Genomic DNA, 21566 nt, shown 5'->3' with positions numbered 1-21566 from the left:
CCCTTCTGCAGCACGCATAAGGGTCCTTTGCCTTGCCGCTGCAAGGGAGGGCCGTTATTTGATCGAGCTGGCGAAGGAGATTAGTCCGTATAATGAGCTTGGCGTATATGAGACGTCCGAGCTGTACGGGAAGACGGGCAAATACCGCGTGCTGCAGTTCGCAGACGGAGCCGTGCAGGGTGCAATGGATATGCGGGAGCCGCAGCGCGTCGTACTGGAATATCAGCGTGCGATGATTCACCTGATGGATGATAACGATCCTGCTTTCAGCAGCGCATTCGTCATCGGACACGGGATCGGAACGATCGCGGGGCATTATCCGGACAGGCAGTTTGTTACAGCGGAGATCGACGAGAAGATTGTAGAGCTTAGTCGGCGGTTTTTTCGTTATCGGATGAACAATGTCGTCATCGGAGACGGGCGAGACATTCTTGTAGAGCAAGAGTCGGGCCGTTACGATTACATCCTCCTCGACGCTTTTACTTCCAAAGGAACCCCGCGGCACTTGACGACGCTGGAGTTTTTTCAGACGGTGATGGACAAGCTTCGCCCGGGCGGAGCGGTCATTCTGAATGTGGCCGGAAAGCTTCGCAACGACAGGCGGAGTGCCGCTATCCATACGACGCTAAGCGAGACGTGCGCGTACACAAGAGCGTTCTATCTGCCGGTTCGCGGAGCGGGTGTGGATGATCTTGGTAATTTAATTATTATAGGCAGCAACAAGCCGATACAGGCGCAGCCAGGGCTTACGGCAGACTTTGCGGAGATCGCTATGGAACGGGGGCATGTGATAAGGGATTAATGGACACGCCGCTCTTCTTCTGAACCGCTCCCCGTCAGTAGCTCTTATTCTCTGTACGACATGCTAGGCCTTCGACTCCGTACAGTTTATAACGACGTCGCCATTCTTTCAAAGTACTGACGTTAATGTTATATTTACAGGCGATCTCACTTCGTGATCCCTGTCTTGCGTCATGCTCCTTCAAACTGGCAAATTTCTCTTCCACGCAGTACTCATTTTTATGGACATGAAAAAACTCCCCTTGATAAACAGGTGTTATTATTTCACCTGTCTACCTAAAGGGGAGCACATCAATTCAAGGGCGGTTTTGTAGCTTTATGCTTCACGCAGTTTCACGGGTGTCGCCCTTATTGACCCATGCTGCAGCTCCTCGAATTGAATCACTCTTGTAAAGTAGTGGAGAATGTGAGTGTTATGAGTAACAACCACGACGGTTTTACCTCTTTGGTTCAGCTCTTGTAGATGCTCCATAATATACTTCTCATTCTCGTTATCCAAGCTTGCGGTTGGTTCATCAGCCAGAATTAGTTCGGAATCCTGAAGCATTAGTCTTATGACTGCGATTCGCTGCTGTTCTCCCCCGCTTAGTTGGTAGACTTTCTTGTTTTTAAGATCGGCCAGTCCGAATTGATTTAAGTAATCATCAATTTTCTCGCGTTTGGCTTTAGCGGTCATTTTCTTATACTCTAGGGCTAAATTAAGATTCCACAGAACAGTTTCTTCATCGACTAATCCGCAATTTTGGAATATGTATCCAATTTTATTTCTTCTAAGCAGCATGGCTTGTTTCGAGTTAATGCTCGGATTGGAGTAGTTGAATAAATTCAAATCTCCTCCATCTCGGTCTGTAATTAACCCCATGACATTTAATAAAGTTGTCTTTCCTTTGCCGCTTTTACCGGTGATGGCAACCATCTCGCCTTTAGTAATGACTAGCTGGATATTGGATAATACGGAAGAACCATCATAGCATTTGCTAACATTGATAAGCTCTATGACCTTCATCGCGAGCCTCCTTTTATTATTTTCGGGATATCCTTTACAATGATTAGTTTGTATAGGGCAATCAGTATCAGGAGGTCTATAATGAGAACAATTAAATAGACAAGCAAATTAAAATGAATAAATAGCTTTAACAGCATGCCAGACAGCATGGCCGCCGTGATAAAAAGATGAGGTTGTATGGCTTTCAATAGGTTATATCCTAGCACGTATTAAATAGCAAATTTGCGACTATTAACCGTAATGTCAATATAATTTGAAATATTAATGATAAAGACCAATGTAATGAGAAACAGCATAACAAATACAGAAGACTGATAAAGAATAAACTCTGTCAAGTGTATTTTATTCTCGAATGGTGTAATCAGCGATCCTTCAATAATGAGTGAAGATAGGTTTAAGTTTTGTATTTGTTGCGATAAGTAGTCTCTGCTTTTAGCTTTAATGATGATATCGCCGTGGTTTAGCTCGTCGTAATAATACAGGCTGCCAAATTTACCTTGATCCAAGATGATGATGGGATTTAGAAAATGTACATCTAATCCATCTTCTTTGGCATCTTTGCCGAAGAGTTCAAGCTCGAAGTTATTTGCGATGTAGATGATATGAATATCGTCGATGGTCTGAGATTCTATGTCTTCGAGGTCATAATAACGGTTATAATTTAATAAATCGTTATACTTCTTCATATACGCTGTTTTTATCTCTTGCTCATGCTCCTGAAGCTTTTCAGGTACGAGGATCGTTGCTTGATTCCTATCGAGTATGAGATTGTCCCCGTTGGCTTGCTTTATATTGGTAAAGTCCTTTATATACGCCTCATTTGCCACAATGTAATTTTTTTTGAAATCGGACAGAACCTCCTCTTTGGTGAGGTTGCGATGTTTTAGTGCGAAGCTTGAGAGCTGTGACATTATATTGGATACATCATGAACATACAATTGATCTAGACGAGTAAAGTGTTGATTCAATTGCAGAATGGATTGCCCGTAGCTGGCAAGCAGGTCTTTGTTGTTGTTTGCTTTGGTGCTTTCATCTGCATTATACCCTATGGATGTGTAATAACCCTGCAGCCTAGAAAATTTATCATATTGATGCAGAGCTTCTTTGTGCTGATCCCAATTCACTAAGAAAATCGAAATAGAGAATGTAATAGACAACATTAATATAATTTTGATTACATTCAGGCTTATATTTAAGCGGTTCGAATATAATTTATTTTTAATCATCAGATTAATATCAATGTATCTAAGGCTGATTTGCGTAATCATCATTAAAATGAGGTTGACCAAGAAAACGCCTATAAAAAAGATAAGTAACAAATAAAAGTAGCGTGGCACCAGAAGATCTTGAACTACATAATAGATTCCGTGAATAACGAAAATAACGACGACTAGAATTGCTTGTATCCTCGCAAGGTCCTTCATGGAAACGGAAATCATTCGAATATCAGAGAACCCTAGAACCTTTTTGATTGCATTTATTTTTATCTTGGTAAAGGTAAAGATGAAGAAGATAAGCTGGGATAGAACGAGTAGCAAAAGGATATTCACCAAATTATATCGAACAATTTGCTTGTATTCGATTGCAATAGGATAAGGCTCTATAGGACGCCCGATATCGCCAGAGATTGCATGAAGCTGTTTCTTGCTCATGTTGGTATAAAAGATACCGTTGCTATCGGCAAACTCTTCTTTAGTTAACAAATGATAATGGAAAGCCTTATTAGGAGATATAGAAGGTATTTTATGTATGCTATCCGGATCACTGTGATAGATATCGTAAACCATAATATTATCATCAGAAACAGGAGTTTTTACCAGTTGCACTTTGCAGTTTCCTGTGCGAATACATTGATCGTTTAACTGATCGTATAATTTACTTAAATCGGCTCCGTTATAATCTTTAGCCCTATATGAATGTAATGAACCGTCGCCTAGCTGGTTGAGCTCAAAGATGGGATAGAGGGATTGGTTAAATATAAAAGATAGAAGCAGAAACTGGCCTAAAATGAATATGAATAATACTTTTTCATATGTTCCACCTTGTATGAGCAATGTAAGTGAAGAGAGCACTGCTTGAGCATTTAGGGAAGAAGAACGGCATCTTCTATTGAATAAATTAATTAAGGCTAGTGGTTATAGACGAAAATTATCTAGACCGGTAATCATAGTAGGATGTTTCGTTACACCAGAAGCTTCTATCTGCAGATGCATATGCGCTATCTGGCAGCCATCCCGAAGTTGTAACGGAAGAGCATACTTTTACGCTAGCTTTCACATCGTAATATTTATTATCGTCTGGTTTGTGATCATAAACACTCGAATAGACATAGGTACCGGTTTGACCTCCGTCATACCATAGGTCTCCCCCTGCTATTGGTCCAGCTGAAACCGCTACTGCGGTTAATGCGAAAATTACAATTGTTAGAAGTGTAACAAATGCACGTTTGCTGTTGTTCATTATTTATTCCTCCCCTATGACAGATGCCGTTATTCCTGAGTAAATATACCAATTTTTGTAGTGTAAATAATATAAGTTAAATTGTGTCTATTGTACTAATAAGAAAACTATTTATAATAAAGGACGCATGACTTTAACTCGATTTACATTAGTGCAATCATCCTGGAAAATAACTAATTAACATAAAATTGAATTTCACTAGGCAGCCTTAACAGGAAGGAGGTACCATTCTCTGAGCTTTCCTGCAAGATGAGATCCCCTTGTTGCGCTTGTGCCAGCAGCTTACTGAACGCAAGTCCCAAGCCAAGTCCGCGTACGCTCTGCTTCTTGCTTTCTCCCCGGAAGAATCGCTCGAACACAAGAGGCTGCTCAGAAGGGGGAATACCGGTGCCGTTATCACATACGAGAATATCCGCATATCCGTCCTCTCGTTCCTGCACGCTGATCGTAATTCGCAGTAGTCGGTCAGGATGCTTGGATTGAGCGCTGTTATTGAGCAAATTGACGATAATTTGTTGAATGCGCAGAGGGTCGCCTTCGACCTCAACCTGTTGGCGAGGCATCGAAAACACAGGCTCGCAGACGCCTTCGTCCTGATGAAGCGTCCATTGATACACAATTTCGGGCAGAAGCACAGCTGTATCGAGTCGACACCTTCTAACGGTGACCAGACCAGCAGCCAACGCATTATAATCGAGCAGGTCGGTAATCATTCTCTCCAGCCTGCTGGTTTCCTGCAGAGCAATGTCCAGAAATTCGTCTGCTTCATCGTCTTGAACAACCTTCTCCTTGACCGCGTGAATGAGTCCCTTCGCTGAAGTGACGGGTGTCTTCAGCTCATGCGTCAGGCCGGCTAGCATGAAATTACGGGAATGCTCCAATTGCTTCAGCTTGCTGGCCATTTCTTTGAATGATATGACAAGCTCACCCAGCTCACGCTCCTTAGGATTAGCGCTGAGCTCGATGTCGTAGCGGCCCAGACTGATTTCGCGGGCAGCCGATGCGACGTTACGTATTGGCCGGGCCAGCTTCCTGGCGAGCAAATATATCATCAGCCAGCCGAGCGTAGCTAAGCTGACGAGCAGTAGAATAAGCGCCCATTGGAATTCAGGGCGCTGGATTAGCGACTCGACCGGGTGCAGCAGGGCGACTTGACCGATTTTGCCGCCGTTATATAGAATCGGAGCGGTAACTGCACGATAACCGGGTACGAGTGATTTGTTCAGCTTATCGTTCAATCTTGAAGAGAGGTCGGCTTGCGTGATGGATTCGTTCGAGTACAGGAGCTTGCCGTCCTTATCGGTGATGATGACGCACAATTTGGCCCCGTTCTCGATGAGCCAGACCCTTCGATCAATGATTTCGTCCATGTTGGGCGGAATTAGAATCGTGCCGTTGACCGAATGAAGATGACGGGCGATCTCTTGGGCGAGCCTCTCAGCCGTCTGCTGACGGCTGTCCATCGTTGCGCGGTTCGTCCACCAGACGACAGCGACAGCAAGCGTAATCAGCACGGTGAAGAGGATAATAAAATATCTTAAGGTCCAATAGGACAAAATCGAGGTCTGCTTCAGTTTGCGATCCAAAATTGATACCCCGTTCCTCTTAGAGTCCGAATTTCGCCTTCCTCTGCAGGCCAGTGTGACAAGGTCTGCCGGATTCGCTTGATCGATAAATCGACCGCTCGGTCGCTTCCTTCGTAGTCGGTTCCCCAAACGTTTTCGATTAGCTGCGCACGCGTGAAGACCCGGTTCGGATGCTCCGCCAGGTAGAGAAGCACGGCCATATCACGGGGCATTAAGGTAACTTCAGCGCCGTTGATCGTAACGCGCTGACTAAGGAAGTCGATGCTTAAGCGGCCGAAGTGGCATAGTCTGCTTCCGTCCGTCCATTGCAATGGACGACGGAGCACCGCATGCACCCTTGCGATGACCTCCTCGGGGATAAATGGCTTAGACATATAATCATCGGCCCCGCCGTTCAATCCGGACAACCTGTCGTCAATCCCGTCGCGAACGGTCAGCATAATAATGGGGCAGCTGCTCGTCTCTCGTATACGGCGCAGCACTTCCCAGCCGTCGATATGAGGCAGCATGACATCAAGAAGAACAAGGGCAGGGGACTCCTGCGCGAATAATTCAAGTGCTTTCCGACCATCGGAAGCGAGTATAACGCAGAAGCCGGCCCGACGCAGGTAGGCGGATAGTACGCGTGCGATGGCGGGTTCGTCTTCTACAACCAGAATCGGCTTCAAGCGAGATAGCTCCTTTCAAACATTTCGATGAAAATTATAACAGTCCACCCTCTTAATGTATATTAAACTCATTTCCTACATTTCGACACATGCCCGACATATTCGCCTGTTACAATGGTCATGCAAGTGCCATCTGAAGAGTGGAAGGGGGGATAAATAATGACAAAGAAGCAGGTTGTCTGGTTGTCAGTTGTTATTGCAGTTTGCGTAATCGGTGTGGGTGGTTATATGTGGTTTGACCGATTCGTCGGCAATAACGTGGAGATTGAATCGGTAATCGCTCCTAATGAGGGGACGGAGGCGGACAAAGCCGGAGAAGCCTCATCGTCTGCAGATGTGGCGGTGCCAGCCGATAAGCTGAACGGGATGTGGCATATTGCCGACGGCTCCAAAGTATACTGGTCGGTTACGACATCGAAATCGACCGTTAACTTCGTAGACGAGGCGGTAACGGGCTCATGGAATGTCGATTTGAATGATGCAGCAGCGATGACAGGAGAGGGGATTGTTGATCTTAACGCTCTCGATTCTGGCAACAGCACGAGAGATGAGCACGTCAAGGAACGTGACGATCTGCTGGCGGTCACGAAATTTCCGCAGGCGACTTTTAAGGCTCGATCGTTCTCTGCATTGCCGTCGGAGTGGACAGAGGGTACCTCCGTGCCGCTTACGATGACAGGTGTTCTGAATATTAGAGGGCAAGACAAGGAAGTGACGTTTGACTCGAACGCGATGTACAAGAATGGACAGCTGCTTCTCTCGGGTAAGACGATGGTGACGTTCGCCGACTTCGGGATGACGAACCCGCATACGGTCGTCCTGGAGACCGAGAACGAATTTACGGTGCAGGTGGAGCTTGTACTTGAAAAGCATGAGGCATAATGGATGGTAGTAAAATAGTCAAGAGAAAGGCGCCCCTCGGGCGTCTTTTTCTTATCGGCTTCTATATTGTAAACCGCGGATCGGGCGGCCGTTTCTCTGGCTCTGCTAATGTGCAAGCCTCGCTTCTGTTACGATCAGGAATGGGTCTCAGCTGGTGATCGAGGAAATCTATAATTTGCAGCAGGGAAGCGATCTGGTTCTCGAGCTTACGCTTATGTTCCTCCATCATTGCGTATAGCTCGGGATGCTCGTTTAGATCGGCGCCGCGCGATAATTGTAAGTAGGGCTTAATGCTTTCCAGAGACATTCCGGTTTTGCGGAAGCAAGTAATTTTTTTCATCGTCTCTACATCCTCCTGCCGATATACGCGGTGACGGTTCGGTTTGCGCTCCGCTCGGGTCAGCAGGCCAATCCTCTCATAGTACCGAATGGTATCCTCTGTAAGTCCTGTCTCAATCGCTGCTCCTTTAATCGTGTAGGTAATCGGCTCGTTCATTGCCGCAGCCCCCCTGTGATTTTATTAGTATTATCGTATATCTTGGAGTGGGCTCCAAGTCAATGCTGCTGCTGATCCGCTTGACTTGAAGCCGACTCCAGCTTGTAGACTGGTCGCAATACAACTAAATTCAACGATCCAATAAGGATGGAGGAAGGCGTAATGCGATTAGATTCAAGGCCGCGCACGGCGTTCATTACAGGAGCAAGCAGCGGTATAGGATTGGAATTGGCCCGTCGGTTACTGTCCGAAGGGTGGCATGTCGTGGCACTTAATCGGTCGGCAATTTGGGCTGATGAAGGACCTATTCAGCAAGCCGTACGAAGCGGCAGTCTCAGGGAGTATCGGGCGGATATGACGGACTTCCGGGAGCTAAAGCGGGCACTTACCGCTATTCAAGGAAGTGAGACGAGAATTGACGCTTTATTCAATAACGCCGGCGGAAGTCTTGCCGAGCTGCACTACTCACGGCAGGGTCGCGAAATGCATTATGAGCTGCAGACGGTTGCGCCTTATATTATTTTTATGGAACTGAAGGAACTGCTGCTTCGGGGAACGCACCGAACGGTCATTAATACGTCCTCAGGCGCTTTCGCTACCTTACGTTCATTCGACCCCGATACGCTGGAGCGTCCGGCGAAGTTTCGCAAGCTGTTCGGACCTTATGCTTCGACCAAGCTTGCACTGTCGTTATGGACTCAGGCCATCGCGCCGCATGTTGAACCGGAAGGAATTACGATTCGGAGCGCCGATCCTGGCGGGAACAACACGGCCCGCAAGGGCCGCCGATCAGGGTTGCCCTTCTATCTGAAGCCGATTATGAAGTATATGTTCGCTCCACCCAGCAAAGGAGCTTCGTTGCTCTACGATGCGGCATTTGGTCCGTACAGCAGCTTGAACGGAGCTTTCTTGCAGAAGGGCCGACCGGCGAAGCTGAAGTATACGGAGCATATGAACCGAGTGTTAGAAAAGGTGGATGCGATTTACAAGGAGGAGTATAAGCGGCTGACGTGACAATTAACAATTGTAAAGGGTCAATTGCTTATGTGATGTAAGCTTATATTTATTTTTTGCCTATAATCGTGACAGCCTCTACCTGTATACTTATACCCAGGATTTCCTCAACCAACTTGAAATAAGAGAGGGAGAGATGATAGGTATGCAGGTAGAGGTTCAGTTATCCTGTGTGGAAAACAAATTTATTATCAATAATATATCCTCTTTATTTGCATGATTTAGCCGAAGTGTGGGAGCGCAAGACGAACCGGTATGGCGTCTTTGAGGAGGATGATACGCGGACGTTGGCCGAGCAGAACCGCGTGTTCGATATATGGTGGGAGAAGCCGGGTGTTCTTTTTCCTTATTTGATTAGGGTAGACGGACTGCCGGCAGGACTTGTCTTTGTAGCAACCGCGCCATATCTGCCTTGTCAGGACTACACCGACTACTATTTGAACGAGTTCTTCCTAATGCGTCAGTATCGGGGGCAAGGGGTAGGAGAGGAGGCGGTGAGACAAGTGATTGGGCTGCTGCCGCCGGGGCAATGGGAAGTGCATACCAACAGGACAGAACGTAATGGGCGTGCAATCGGATTCTGGCGCAAGACGCTTGCTAACGTTACGGGTGGACGTTATACCGAGCAGATTGCAACGCGTCAGACAGAAGACGATATGCTCGTATTCCGTTTCATAAGGGAATAACTTGCGGGCAAGGGGTGATGCTAATGAAAGAAAAAGTAATAGAGGTATACAACAAGCTGTCCCGAGACTATGAGCTGCATGTGGATACAAAGAGCGGGCATAATGCCTTCTATGAGCGCCCGGCGATGATGAAGCTTATTCCTCATCATTTGAACGGACTTGCGGTGCTGGATGCCGGATGTGCGGCGGGATGGTACACCGAGCAGTTAATCGGATTGGGGGCTCGTGTAACGGCAGTCGATTTCAGTCCGGGCATGGTGGAGGCTTGCGTGCGGCGGGTGAGCGATCGAGCAGAGGTGCTCACTTGTGATTTAACGGAGCAGCTTCCTTTCGCAACAGGTGCCTTCGATTGGATTGTCAGCTCGTTGACGCTCCATTACATCGATGACTGGAGGCCGACTTTCCAGGAGTTCCAGCGAGTGCTGAAGCCGGGCGGTACACTGCTCTTCTCGGTTCATCATCCGTTTATGGATTATACGATGCTCGACCGGCCGGATTATTTTGCCCATGAGCTGCTTTCGGAAGTGTGGAACAAGGAAGAAGCGGGACCGGTTGAGGTGATGTTCTATAGGCGAACCATGCAGGAGATCATTAACGTAACATCGGAGCGGTTCGCGATTGACCGAATTGTCGAGCCGCAGCCCTCCCCGGAGCTGCTGAACAACCCGGAGGCGCGGGAATGGTGCAGCCGCTGGTTCGAACGGCTCTTAACCTATCCTCATTTTCTGATCGTGAAGGCGTGTGTGCGATAGCTTGTCCGAGAACCGTAACAATTCATCCGGTGAAGCAGAGTACGGTTGTTTTATAATGAATCATACCGGATGATCCGGCTCTGTTGCACATGTGTTACGGTAAGGAAGGTGGCAGGATGGCTGGAAACAGAAAGACGTACTTGTTATTGGCGTTATCAGCGGTTGTCGTGCTCGGATATGCAGTGTTCGCAAACTTTATTCATGATCCGGAGGCGGAGCGGTTTCTTAGCCACAAGCTTGAACTGAAGCGGCCGTTGAATCTGGATGCTTGGCTGCCCGTGATGCGAATTCATGTCGTATTCGCCTGCTTGAGCATGATTGCGGGGTTCATAAATTTCTTGCCGGCAGTCCATAAGAATTACCGCAAGCTTCATCGCGTCAATGGTTACTTGTATGTGGTCTCCGTCATGCTGATTTCTCTCACTTCCGGATATATGGCTCCTTATGCGACGGGGGGCAAGGCGGTTAGCATTCCTTTTAATATGCTCAATGTGATATGGCCTGCATTCACGATTCTGGCTATCATTGCAATCAAGAAGAAACGGGTGAATGCGCACCGCGATTGGATGACGAGAAGCTATGCTTTTGTGTTTACGAACTTTCTCATTCATCTGCTGACGAAGCTGTTGCAAGAGGCGGGCGGACTTTCGTATACTACGAGCTACACGGCTGCGGTGTACAGTACGATCATCCTTCTGCTGCTAGCGGCTGAACTTCTCGTACGGTGGCGGCGAGCGCGATAGACTTTTATAAAATCAACGGCTGCTGCTGAGTGGTTAGAGCACAGGGGTAGCCGTTCGTCATTGTGGAAACGTTGAAAAATCAACATGCAGACCTTTTTTGATTATTGCTCCGTAAATTATAGAAGAATAAAATTAGCTATACAAATTCGCTCAGCACATGCTCCGCGAATGCTTCAGTAGCTTGAAACGTTCCATTCCTACATACCAAAGATAACGAAGGAGCCGAAGAGCAATGAAACTACACAATCAGGTAGCTGTTGTAACCGGAGCCGCATCCGGCATGGGTAAAGCCATTGCGGAATTATACGCTAAGGAAGGTGCGAAAGTAATCGTAGCCGACCTCAATCTCGAAGGAGCGGAGCAGGTCGCTCAGGGAATCGTCGCAAAAGGGGGCGCGGCTAAAGCGTTGAAGGTGAACATCGCTCAGCTGGCTGATATCGAGAGTATGATCGATACGGCTGTCAGTGAATACGGCACGTTAGATATACTGGTGAACAATGCAGGCATTATGGACGGGTTCGAGCCCGTTGGCGAAATTACAGAAGAAAAATGGGATCGTGTCTTCGACGTCAACACGAAGGGCGTCATGCGCGCAACCCGTAAGGCGCTTCCACTTTTCTTAGAGAAAGGCAAGGGCGTTATCATAAACGTCGCTTCGACGGGCGGCCTGAACGGCGCGCACGCAGGCGCGGCTTATGTCGCATCGAAGCATGCTGTCATTGGCTTGACGAAGAACACGGGCTTTATGTATGCGGGCAAGGGCATTCGCTGTAACGCCATCGCTCCAGGTGCGGTTATGACGAACATCCAAGCCTCGATGAGCAGCTTAAGCGAGTTCGGCGTAAGCCGTACGAAGCTGACGCAAAGCTTGATCCCTCGTGCAGGCTCGCCGGACGAAATCGCCAAGGTCGCGCTGTTCCTCGCCTCGGACGAATCGAGCTTCCTGAACGGGACGGTTGTTACCGCAGATGCGGGCTGGACCTCGGCGTTCTAATCCCTTTATATAAAAGTTAGGCTGGGTGGAAACAACATGCTTGTTTCCTGCCCAGCCTTTTTGGTATTGATCGGCAACGAGGCCGAAATTGCTATATTCCTTGCATTAATTAGTCCCTACATATTCTCTTGCCTCTATCTGGCAGATCCTGTGTTATGATGAGGAGGACAACGAAGAGAATGACCGCCCAGCGCGGAATAATCAAGGGGATATGCTTACCGATGAGCACAAGTCCGATTACGATTGGTATGTTCGCCCATGTCGATGCTGGCAAGACGACGCTGGCCGAACAACTGTTGTATCATACGAATAGCATTCGGGAACGGGGGAGAGTTGATCATCAGGACGCCTACCTGGACTCCCACGATATTGAGCGGGCAAGAGGTATTACTGTATTCGCAGATCAAGCAGTGCTGTCCTATCAAGGGACAACTTATTATTTGATCGATACGCCGGGACACGTCGACTTCTCACCGGAGATGGAGCGGGCCATTCAAGTGATGGATTACGCTATTCTTGTCGTCAGTGCAGTGGAAGGGATACAGGGCCATACAGAGACCGTATGGCAGCTGCTGCACAAGCACCGTATACCGACGTTTTTCTTTATTAACAAAATCGATCGGACTGGAGCAGACGCCGCCCGCGTCCTTGAAGAGATCCGACTCAGCCTGACACCAGATGCGTGCAGCATCACCGGATGTCTTGCCGATGGTGAAGTTGAGGATGCGCTGCGCGAGCATATGGCGGAGCGGGATGAGCAGCTGTTGGAGTCGTTTCTGTCCGGCGAGGGGAGCAGTGCTTTCTGGCTGGAGGCGCTGCGGCGAATGATTCGCGGGCATCGGATTTTTCCGTGCGCAAGCGGCTCGGCACTGCAGGATACGGGCGTAATGGAGTTTCTTCAGCAGCTTCATCTGCTTAGCGTAACGGAATACGATGCGCAAGCACCGTTCGGGGGACGTGTCTATAAAATCCGTCATGATGCCAATGGCGTGCGGATGACGTATGTGAAGGCGTACAGCGGCATGCTGAAGGTCCGTGAAGAGCTCATCTACTCTAGCGGCCAAGAGCGCATGTGTGAGAAGGCCTCGCGTCTGTTGATCGCAAGCGGAAGCAAGCTGCAGCCGGTCGATCAAGTAAAGGCAGGCGACCTGTTCGCGGTTGTCGGATTGACGGAGGCCGAGGCCGGTCAGGGCGTTGGCATCTATTCGGATGCGGATAAGCTTACGTATGAGATGGTGCCGACGCTGACGTCGAAAGTAATCTTCCCGGCCTCGCTTCATGTGAAGGACGTGCTGAAGGCTTTTCAGATGCTTGATGCCGAGGACCCTTCGCTTAACGTCGTCTGGGAGGAGAGCCTGCAGGAAATCCATATTCATGTGATGGGGCTTATTCAGCTGGAAGTGCTGCAGCAGCTCGTGTGGGACCGGTTCCAATACGAGGTGTCATTCGAAGCTCCAGAGATTTTATACAAGGAGACGATTGCAAGCACGGTGGTCGGATACGGCCATTTCGAGCCGCTTAAGCATTACGCTGAGATACATTTGCGCCTTGAGCCTGGTGAGCGGGGGAGCGGGCTTGTATTCGCAAGCGAGTGTCATGTGAACGAATTAAGTCTCGGCAATCAGAATGTAATTAAGGGACATCTGTATGAACGGGAGCATCATGGCTTGTTAACCGGTATGCCGATAACCGACATCCGGATTACGCTGCTCAGAGGAGCCGGTCACAATGAGCATACGCACGGTGGCGATTTCCGCGAAGCGGCGTATCGCGCATTGAGACAAGGGCTGGAGAAAGCTGATAATGTGCTGCTGGAGCCTTATTATGAGTTCAAGATTAAATCGGAGATCGATCATCTGGGCAAAATATTGTCAGACATCCAGCGCGCCTTTGGGAGCTTCGAGCCGCCGCAGACGACGGCAACTCATGCTATCGTAACGGGCAGGGTACCGGTGGCAACGTTCATGGATTATAGTACGGAGCTTGCTGCTTTCACTCATGGACGAGGCAGCATTCAGCTTGTCTTCGGCGGCTACGATCGCTGCCACAATGAGCAGGAGGTTATAGAACGAATCGCGTACCGGAAGGATGCTGATCCGCTGTATACGTCATCCTCTATTTTTTGCGCGAAGGGGCATGGGTATATCGTGCCGTGGGATGAAGCGGAGGCGAAGATGCATCTGCTCTAGCGAGGCGGCACCAATAAGTCGTATGATAAGGACAGAGGTATTCCAAAGCATTACATATTATTTATAGCGAGGTGTTCGTATGAAATTATTAGTGACTGGAGCGACAGGACAGCTCGGAGCTCTTGTTGTTGAATCGCTGCTTAAGCTTGTACCTGCGTCGCGCATTGCCGTAAGCGTCCGTGACCCGCGCAAGGCGGAGCATCTTAGCGCCCTTGGCGTAGACGTTCGTTACGGTGATTTCGATAAGCCGGAATCGCTGGAGAAGGCATTCGCTGGCGTTGACCGGATGCTGATGATCTCAAGTTCAGACATTCAGAATCGGATTCCGCAGCATCGGGCAGCCGTCCAAGCTGCCAAAGCGGCGCAAGTGAGCTTCATCGCTTATACCAGCGCGCCGAATGCGCAGGAGAGCACGCTGTCTCTGGCGGGCGACCACCGCGAGACGGAGAATGAGATTATTAGCTCGGGAATTCCGTATTCTTTCCTTCGCAACAACTGGTATTTGGAGAATGAGTTGGGTTCGATTCAAGCGGCCATTAACGGAGCGCCGTGGGTCACCTCCGCCGGTGCGGGCCGGGTCGGCTGGGCCGGTCGCCGCGATTATGCTGAAGCGGCTGCGAAGGTTCTCGCAGGAGAAGGGCATGACAACACGGTATACGAGCTGTCGGGCAAGCCGCTGACGCAGGAGGAGCTTGTCGCGATTGTGTCGGAGGTTATCGGTAAGGATGTTCCCGTCATGCAGGTGGATGACGAGACGTATGCGAAGACGTTAGCAGATGCAGGAGTGCCGGAGCCTGTCGTTCCGTTTCTTGTCGGTATCCAGACGGCGATTCGCACAGGCCAGCTGGACGTGACGAGCAGTGATTTCGAGAAGGTGCTCGGCCGTCCAGTGACGCCGCTGAATGAAGCGCTAAGAACGATTTTGAATCTATAAGCAGTGAAAGATTTAGACGGTCTTCGTCCTATGTTCGATGGGACGAAGACCGTTTCGTTTTGTCTGTAATCTCATGTGGTCTTTACGAGCAGCAGAATTATTGATATAAATATAATTGTCATAGCAACTAAATTCGCAGAGAGGTGTGTTTGATTGAGACCGGAGGAATCCATCGGCTATTTAATCGTCAATACAGGCCGTAAGCTGTCCTCGAGCCTTACGCAGCTGTTCCAGTCGTATCAATTGACATCTGAGCAGTGGTCGCTGCTCTTGACGCTGCATCATGAGGATAACATTAGTCAGAAGGAGCTGGCCGACCGGACGGAGAAGGACCCCGCCAACGTAACGCGCATACTGGATCAGCTGGAGCGCAAAGGCTTCGTTACCCGTCAGCCGAATCCGGAGGATCGACGTTCTTATCTTATGCACATTACGCCTGTAGGCAGGAAGGCGGCCGTCGATCTGATTCCGGTCGAGAATCGGTTCATGGCGGAAGTGCTGGCCGGCATTCCGGAGGCAGAGCTTGAGGCATTTCGTACGTTTATAGGCAAGGTGAATCGCAATATGGAGAGGCGTCGTGAATTAAGAGAATAGAGAAAATCGACGCGGCACTACTGGAGGAAACCAACATCATGAGAGCTACAACTAAGGAAGCTTTATGGAACAAAAATTTTGTCGCGATCAGCTTAAGCAGCTTCTTTGTATTTCTGACGTTCTATACCTCAGCGACAACGCTGCCGGTATATGTGAAGGAGACGCTGCACGGGTCGGAGCAGCAGATCGGGCTGTCGATGACGTTGTTCATCGTCGCGGCGGTGCTCATTCGGCCGTTCGCGGGCAAGTGGATGGAACGGTTCGGCGATACGCGGATCGTATTCTGGTCACTGCTGCTGTTCTTCTTGGCGGCGGTTTATTATTTGAATATTTATAGCTTTGCAATGCTGCTATTGCTTCGTTTCGTGAACGGGGGAAGCTTTGCGGTGGCGACGACGTCGACGAATGGCGTGGCGCTGAAGCTTATTCCTGAAAGCCGCAAAGGCGAGGGCATCAGTTATTTTAGTCTGTTTATGAGCCTTGCGATGGTCATCGGCCCTTTCATTGGCCTTACGGTTAACTCGCATTATGGCTACCGGGCACTGTTCGTTATGTGCGCAGGCTTCTCACTGCTTGCTCTCGGACTCGGAGTAATGGCACGTACTCGTACGGAACAGACATCACCAACTGTCCCAAGAGTCAAAAAGCCGCTTCATTGGCAGGATTTAATTGAAGTGACGGCGATTCCAATCGGGCTGGCTGGCTTCCTCACGGCATTCTCGTACAGCGGGCTGACGTCGTTCATCTCCGTCTACGCCTCTAGCATGTCGATGGAATCGATCGCGAGCTATTTCTTCGTCTGCTTCGGTGTGATGATTGTACTGCCCCGACCTTTGATCGGGCGAATACTGGATCGCTATAGCGAGAAGCTTGTCATTTATCCAAGTATTGCGATATTAGCTATTGGATTGTATCTGCTAGGCCAAGCGCAGTCGCAGGCTTTGTTCTTGGCAGCGGGTGCAGTGAGCGGGCTGGGCTACGGCGCGCTGCTTCCCAGCTTTCAGACGAATGCGGTGAAACGATCGGCCCGGGAGCGCCAGCCGATCGCGATGGCCACATTCTTCGTTCTCTTCGACCTTGGCTACGGCATCGGCTCCTATGTGCTTGGTGTCATCGCGTCCAGCCTGGGATATGACGGCATGTATCTCATCTCGGCCGTTGTGACTGCATTGACCGCCCTGCTGTATTATGCGCTCCATCGTAAGAAAGCAGCACCTTCCGCAGTCCGGCAAGCTTATGAGACGGCTAAGTGACCGCTTGCTGTCTCCGAATATTCAGCGCAAGTATGTGCGTTTCTGGTCTAAAGGGCGGGCCGTTCTAATGTCATGCTGCAATGACGTTGGGACGGCCTTTGCCGTTGTGGCGGGTCAGACGTGCGGCCGGTTATGGGCTCGGTGAAACGGCGTAATACGGATAATCCATTAGTAAGGCAATCTCACTAGCAATCTCTGCACTTGTTATCGTTTCGACGAAATAAAGTCCAAGATCGATTGAAGCGGTAATGCCGCCCCCTGTAAAGAATCCGCCGTCGCGCATGGCCCTGCAGCGAATGACTTCCTTGCAGTGCGGCTCTAACAGCTCCAGAGCGAGCGGGTTAGTCGTCACTGTCCGATCATGAAGGAAGCCGGCGGCACCGTAAATAAGAGCGCCTGTACAGACCGATATTTTGTACGATACTTCCTTCGCGCCTTGAATCCATTCCATGAACGTCTCGCTGTTAATTACACGCCTCGTTCCGGCACCGCCGGGGACGAACACAAGATCATACTCGCTCAGATCGGGGAGCACCCGATCGGCCTTGACCACCATACCGCGGTCATCGGTAATTTCAGACTTATCGGCGCAATAGTGCCACGTAAGGTCGTCCCGGTATCCTCGCTTGCTCAGCCAAGTGACGGCATTATGGAAGCCGGCAAAATCTAACGTAGTCATATCGTCAAATAAAATAAATGCCATCTGTATAGCCATCGCTTGCTCCTCTCTATTCTTCCGGGTAGATTTCAAAAATGCTATCGATAATAACCGGCAGTCCGTCACGAAGCGAGCTCGCTCCGAAGACCGAACGCGCATGAACGCCTCTCTCACCGAATACATCGGCCATCAGATCGGAGAAGCCGTTCAAGACGAGATGATGCTCGGTAAAGCTGGCTGTGGCATTGATGAATCCCTGCGCTTTGACGACACGCTTCACCTTTTCAAGGCTTCCGACAGCAGCTTGTACGACCGCGAGCACCTCGATAGCTGCGGCCCGTGCGAGCTGATAGCCTTCGTCAGTCGTATATTCGATCCCAAGCCTGCCGCGGGCACCACCGGCTGGACCTTTGCCAGAGATAAACAATAAGTTGCCTGCAAGGACAGCATTTGCATAGTTTGCTGCAGGAGCACTTTCGCTCGGCAGCACGATTCCTAGCTGCGACAGTTTGTCTTCGATAGACGGCATAGTAAATAGAACCCCTCTCTTTGTGGAAGTTGATTCATTCATAGGTTATAAGGGGATGGCGTTCATTAGAAGACGCAGATTCGGCCGGAAATTAAGGGTCAGATTGGCGTGTAACGCTTATATGCGATTTGACGATGGTTACAATAACTGTTATGTTCAAACCGACAACGAAGCTGCCTCTGAGCAGATATTTGCGCAAGTCGCTGAATGAAATTACAAATGAATCAGGAGCGGATAACATCATGGCAGGCAACGGAAAGCGAAGAAGCGACGTCAAGCCTGGGCTGACGGTCGATATTATATTGAAGCAGGATCAGCGGACGGGCAAGACGACACGTGGAATCGTGAAGGATCTGCTCACCAATTCGCCGGAGCATCCGCATGGCATTAAAGTGCGGCTTACGGACGGCCAAGTGGGCCGAGTGAGCCGAATTATTGAAGCGAATGGGGACGACGATAGTCCGGAACGAAGCTGATTAAGAAACCAAAGCGAAATCGACAGGCATATCCTATAATGAGAACAGTAACGGAAATATTGATAAAAAGGACAGGTGCGCAGATGCTTGAGCAAGTGATAGACATCGTACGTGAGGCAGGCCGGTTGTTCGAGGATAAAAATTTTGAGGTGCAAAGTAAAGGCTCGGCATCCAACAATGTGACATCGGTTGATCTGGCAGTGGAGGCATTCCTGAAGGAGCGGCTGACTGCGCTTATCGAGGATTGTGGATTTATCGGAGAGGAAAGCGAAGGAAGCGACTATGAGCGTCCTTACTTATGGATCGTCGATCCGATTGACGGCACGGCGAATTTCATTCGCGATATGGGTTTAAGCGCCGTATCGGTCGGGCTCGTACACGGCGGTGAGGTCATTCTGGGCGTCGTCTACAATCCGGTCCGCGATGAAATGTTCTATGCGGAGAAGGGTAAGGGGGCGTTTCTGAATGGACAGCCGATTCGGGTATCAGACCGGGATGTTGAGCATTCGATATTCTGCACGGCTATGAGCTTGTACAATAAAAGCTTGGCCAAGCCCTGCTTCAATATTATTGAGAAGGTATACGAGCGCTGCGATGATATTAGACGGCTGGGAACGGCGGCGCTGGAGCTGGTCTATCTCGCATGCGGCCGGTCGGAGCTTTATTTCGAAATGCGCGTATTTCCTTGGGACTTCGCAGGCGCGGAGATTATTATCCGGGAGGCCGGCGGCTACATAGGCACGATCGGGTATGAACGTACCGTGTTTAACCGCCCGATTCCGCTGATTTGCGCGAATACGAAGGAAAATTTCGATTATTTGAAGAAGATCGTCTTGGACGAGATTCCTGTAATTCCTTACAGCGAGTGATAGGAGTCTTTCGCCCGCTTATTCCAAAGCGTGGTTTCGGCATTTATTCTAGCGATCCTGAATATAGGGAGCAACGGGCACATTATCGTCTGCCTGCTGCTCCCTATTCGTTTAGGAGCTTTTCTTAATAAAAATGGTGTGAAGCGGTTTGCGATCCGGTACGATTCGGCTGTTCACGTCGAATGTCGGTGAAAGATAATCATACTGAGTATAGCCTTCCAAAATGTCATATTCCGACGCTAATTTCGTATCCATAAGAAAATACTGTGTAAAGTGAATAACGAGCAGACCCTGTGGATTTAATTGTGAGTGGAGCATGGCGACCGTGTGCTCGAATTTCTCGAACGGATAGATGTTGGCGAGACTCGTCGTTTTGCTGGCAGCGACCCGGTGGGGTCTGCGCTGCAGAACAGCCATACAGAAGACTGCATCATACGGTCCGTGTCTGCTGATTTCCTCGGGAGAAGAATAGATGAAGTCAATCTGGTCATCGACCTGTAGCCTGTGGCATTGGGCCAAGCTGTGTCTATTAATGTCGGCTCCTATAATACGGGCATTAGGAAAATACTTCCGAAGGGTTAACACCTCTTCGCCAGTGGAGCAGCCATAGGACAAAATATTGAGATGTTCCTTGTCTTTGAAGTAATCTCGGCAAGCGGAGAAGATGTCCGGATACCGATCCATCGAAGTGAAGGATGACGTCTGATGCACTTGGCGGGAATGGAGCAGCGCAAGACGCACAATTGAGCGAAAGCCTGGGTTAGTGATGACATTTTTGACGGTGACGGCTGCTTTCCACAGTATAGCTAAGGAGGATACGGCAAGCTTAACGATGGGGTTATTAGAAGCCTGTCGAGCCTTCACCGATTGCTTGGCTGAGCGGATCATTGAATTTAGCATAGACGAACGCTCCGAACCATAATTAAATACATAGATCCATCCTCCCTAACTAGCGGGTTCATGAGACTGAGGAACTACATTCGACCTTTTGAACATATCAAAATATTTCCAATTATGCAAGTGAGAGAATTTAGCTGAAAGGGAGGGAGGTATCGAGTATGAAAAAACAGTGCAGTGGAGTAGTATGTGATGAATATTTTGGAACAATTCAGGTAAGCTAGTGATAAGCGCTATTCCAATAGGAGGGACAGATGATGTCCAAATTGAACATTGGCATTATTCTCGGAAGTACCCGTCAAGGCCGTGTAAGCCCCCAAGTAGGGGAATGGGTGAAGAAAGTAGCGGATCAACGCGGTGACGCAAATTATGAAATCGTCGACATCGCGGATTACAAGCTTCCAATGTTCGGGGAAGAGGACGCAACGGCTCAAGCGGCAGCTTGGAACGAGAAGTTGACCAGCTTAGACGGCTTCATCTTCATTGTGCAGGAGTACAATCACAGCATTACGGCGGCGCTTAAGAATGCGCTCGACTACGCCCGCGAGGCTTGGAACAATAAAGCGGCCGGCATCGTCAGCTACGGCTCTGTAGGCGGTGCGCGTGCGGCGGAGCATCTGCGCGGCATTCTCGGTGAGCTGTCTGTTGCGGACGTTCGCATTCATCCGGCGTTGTCGCTGTTTACGGATTTCGAGAATGGTGTATTCAAGCCGGCAGATCTGCACCTAACGAATGTGAACGGGATGCTTGACCAAGTGCTTGCTTGGAGCGGCGCTTTAAAAACGTTAAGACCCTAGTCATATACTGCCAAGGGCGCCTGAATAGGCGTCCTTTGTGTTATATGTACAGAAAGTCTTCGGCAAAAGCAGGACAAATGTATGGGCATCAGACTGTGTCTATTGGTAGTTTTATAATAAAAATTGTGTTAACATGTAGAAATATAAGAAGAACGTGAACGAGGCTGAGGCAATCCCCATTCCGTTCGTACTAATGACGCTGCATTTAAGAACGCCATTTTAAATCGCGGCTGATTTGGGTATGATTAGACAAGTCTAGTCATCAAACCGTTATTATCTTGA

General features: G+C 49.2%; 24 protein-coding genes. 14 read left to right on the top strand and 10 right to left on the bottom strand.

The annotated features are described in order from the left end of the window. Positions 1-67: 67 nt before the first annotated feature. On the top strand, positions 68-802 hold the full coding sequence (locus PXY01_RS08880) for a spermidine synthase (protein WP_127569551.1): 735 nt from the start codon (positions 68-70) through the stop codon (positions 800-802). A gap of 34 nt (positions 803-836) precedes the next feature. Here the strand turns inward: PXY01_RS08880 and PXY01_RS23275 are convergent, their stop codons facing one another. The 6 genes from PXY01_RS23275 to PXY01_RS08850 all read right to left on the bottom strand — a co-directional run bounded on the left by PXY01_RS23275 (position 837) and on the right by PXY01_RS08850 (position 6521). Then, the gene (locus tag PXY01_RS23275; protein ID WP_164744350.1) at positions 837-1007 is read right to left on the bottom strand and encodes a helix-turn-helix domain-containing protein; all 171 of its coding nucleotides are present in this window, start codon (positions 1005-1007) and stop codon (positions 837-839) included. A gap of 110 nt (positions 1008-1117) precedes the next feature. Continuing rightward, the gene (locus tag PXY01_RS08870; protein ID WP_127569404.1) at positions 1118-1807 is read right to left on the bottom strand and encodes an ATP-binding cassette domain-containing protein; all 690 of its coding nucleotides are present in this window, start codon (positions 1805-1807) and stop codon (positions 1118-1120) included. Between the two features lie 209 nt (positions 1808-2016). Beyond that, the gene (locus tag PXY01_RS08865) at positions 2017-3633 is read right to left on the bottom strand and encodes a bacteriocin-associated integral membrane family protein (protein WP_127569402.1); all 1617 of its coding nucleotides are present in this window, start codon (positions 3631-3633) and stop codon (positions 2017-2019) included. A 322-nt stretch (positions 3634-3955) separates the two neighbouring features. Continuing rightward, entirely contained in the window at positions 3956-4267 is a 312-nt protein-coding gene (locus tag PXY01_RS08860) for a class II aldolase/adducin head domain-containing protein (RefSeq protein ID WP_127569400.1), read from the bottom strand. Between the two features lie 173 nt (positions 4268-4440). Next, complete coding sequence (locus tag PXY01_RS08855; protein ID WP_127569398.1) at positions 4441-5853, bottom strand: sensor histidine kinase; 1413 nt, start codon at positions 5851-5853, stop codon at positions 4441-4443. Then, positions 5838-6521, bottom strand: a complete 684-nt coding sequence (locus PXY01_RS08850; RefSeq protein ID WP_127569396.1) for a response regulator transcription factor — start codon at positions 6519-6521, stop codon at positions 5838-5840. Before PXY01_RS08850 ends, PXY01_RS08855 begins: the two co-directional genes overlap by 16 nt. A gap of 159 nt (positions 6522-6680) precedes the next feature. Between PXY01_RS08850 and PXY01_RS08845 the strand changes: the two genes are divergently transcribed. Beyond that, complete coding sequence (locus PXY01_RS08845) at positions 6681-7403, top strand: YceI family protein (protein ID WP_127569394.1); 723 nt, start codon at positions 6681-6683, stop codon at positions 7401-7403. Positions 7404-7464: 61 nt separating this feature from the next. Here PXY01_RS08845 and PXY01_RS08840 read toward each other — a convergent pair whose 3' ends face one another. After that, positions 7465-7899, bottom strand: coding sequence for a MerR family transcriptional regulator (locus PXY01_RS08840; RefSeq protein WP_127569393.1), 435 nt, complete (start codon positions 7897-7899; stop codon positions 7465-7467). Positions 7900-8061: 162 nt separating this feature from the next. Here PXY01_RS08840 and PXY01_RS08835 point away from each other — a divergent pair, with 162 nt between their 5' ends. The 9 genes from PXY01_RS08835 to PXY01_RS08795 all read left to right on the top strand — a co-directional run bounded on the left by PXY01_RS08835 (position 8062) and on the right by PXY01_RS08795 (position 17058). Then, complete coding sequence (locus tag PXY01_RS08835; protein WP_127569391.1) at positions 8062-8913, top strand: SDR family NAD(P)-dependent oxidoreductase; 852 nt, start codon at positions 8062-8064, stop codon at positions 8911-8913. A 170-nt stretch (positions 8914-9083) separates the two neighbouring features. Further along, complete coding sequence (locus PXY01_RS08830) at positions 9084-9599, top strand: GNAT family N-acetyltransferase (RefSeq protein ID WP_246027848.1); 516 nt, start codon at positions 9084-9086, stop codon at positions 9597-9599. Between the two features lie 23 nt (positions 9600-9622). Beyond that, positions 9623-10351 carry a class I SAM-dependent methyltransferase gene (locus tag PXY01_RS08825; RefSeq protein WP_127569389.1) on the top strand — a complete coding sequence of 243 codons (729 nt, stop codon included), beginning with the start codon at positions 9623-9625 and terminating at the stop codon, positions 10349-10351. 116 nt (positions 10352-10467) lie between these two features. Continuing rightward, positions 10468-11094 (top strand): DUF2306 domain-containing protein, encoded by a 627-nt coding sequence (locus PXY01_RS08820; RefSeq protein ID WP_127569387.1) that lies wholly within the window; start codon positions 10468-10470, stop codon positions 11092-11094. Between the two features lie 232 nt (positions 11095-11326). After that, the gene (locus PXY01_RS08815; RefSeq protein WP_127569385.1) at positions 11327-12088 is read left to right on the top strand and encodes an SDR family oxidoreductase; all 762 of its coding nucleotides are present in this window, start codon (positions 11327-11329) and stop codon (positions 12086-12088) included. 221 nt (positions 12089-12309) lie between these two features. Beyond that, the gene (locus PXY01_RS08810) at positions 12310-14277 is read left to right on the top strand and encodes a GTP-binding protein (RefSeq protein WP_127569383.1); all 1968 of its coding nucleotides are present in this window, start codon (positions 12310-12312) and stop codon (positions 14275-14277) included. 79 nt (positions 14278-14356) lie between these two features. Beyond that, positions 14357-15211 carry an SDR family oxidoreductase gene (locus tag PXY01_RS08805; RefSeq protein WP_127569382.1) on the top strand — a complete coding sequence of 285 codons (855 nt, stop codon included), beginning with the start codon at positions 14357-14359 and terminating at the stop codon, positions 15209-15211. A 153-nt stretch (positions 15212-15364) separates the two neighbouring features. Beyond that, positions 15365-15805 carry a MarR family winged helix-turn-helix transcriptional regulator gene (locus PXY01_RS08800; protein ID WP_127569380.1) on the top strand — a complete coding sequence of 147 codons (441 nt, stop codon included), beginning with the start codon at positions 15365-15367 and terminating at the stop codon, positions 15803-15805. Positions 15806-15843: 38 nt separating this feature from the next. Further along, the gene (locus PXY01_RS08795) at positions 15844-17058 is read left to right on the top strand and encodes an MFS transporter (protein ID WP_127569378.1); all 1215 of its coding nucleotides are present in this window, start codon (positions 15844-15846) and stop codon (positions 17056-17058) included. Positions 17059-17188: 130 nt separating this feature from the next. Here the strand turns inward: PXY01_RS08795 and PXY01_RS08790 are convergent, their stop codons facing one another. Continuing rightward, a complete protein-coding gene (locus PXY01_RS08790; RefSeq protein WP_246027847.1) occupies positions 17189-17773 on the bottom strand; it encodes a DJ-1/PfpI family protein in 585 nt (194 codons plus the stop codon). Between the two features lie 13 nt (positions 17774-17786). Then, positions 17787-18245: a RidA family protein gene (locus PXY01_RS08785; RefSeq protein WP_127569376.1), complete on the bottom strand. Its 459-nt coding sequence runs from the start codon at positions 18243-18245 to the stop codon at positions 17787-17789. A gap of 242 nt (positions 18246-18487) precedes the next feature. On the opposite strand from PXY01_RS08785, the gene PXY01_RS08780 reads away from it, so the two are divergent. Together PXY01_RS08780 and PXY01_RS08775 are read left to right on the top strand one after the other, a co-directional pair. After that, positions 18488-18721, top strand: coding sequence for a YwbE family protein (locus PXY01_RS08780; protein WP_127569545.1), 234 nt, complete (start codon positions 18488-18490; stop codon positions 18719-18721). 83 nt (positions 18722-18804) lie between these two features. Continuing rightward, on the top strand, positions 18805-19590 hold the full coding sequence (locus PXY01_RS08775) for an inositol monophosphatase family protein (protein WP_164744349.1): 786 nt from the start codon (positions 18805-18807) through the stop codon (positions 19588-19590). A gap of 111 nt (positions 19591-19701) precedes the next feature. On the opposite strand, the gene PXY01_RS08770 is transcribed toward PXY01_RS08775, so the two are convergent. Continuing rightward, positions 19702-20490, bottom strand: a complete 789-nt coding sequence (locus tag PXY01_RS08770; RefSeq protein ID WP_127569372.1) for a class I SAM-dependent methyltransferase — start codon at positions 20488-20490, stop codon at positions 19702-19704. 254 nt (positions 20491-20744) lie between these two features. Between PXY01_RS08770 and PXY01_RS08765 the strand changes: the two genes are divergently transcribed. Continuing rightward, complete coding sequence (locus PXY01_RS08765) at positions 20745-21284, top strand: NADPH-dependent FMN reductase (protein ID WP_127569543.1); 540 nt, start codon at positions 20745-20747, stop codon at positions 21282-21284. Positions 21285-21566: the final 282 nt, after the last annotated feature.

This window comes from Paenibacillus xylaniclasticus (assembly GCF_004001065.1).
Taxonomy (GTDB): domain Bacteria; phylum Bacillota; class Bacilli; order Paenibacillales; family Paenibacillaceae; genus Paenibacillus_T; species Paenibacillus_T xylaniclasticus.
This window is presented reverse-complemented; position numbering and strand designations above follow the sequence as displayed.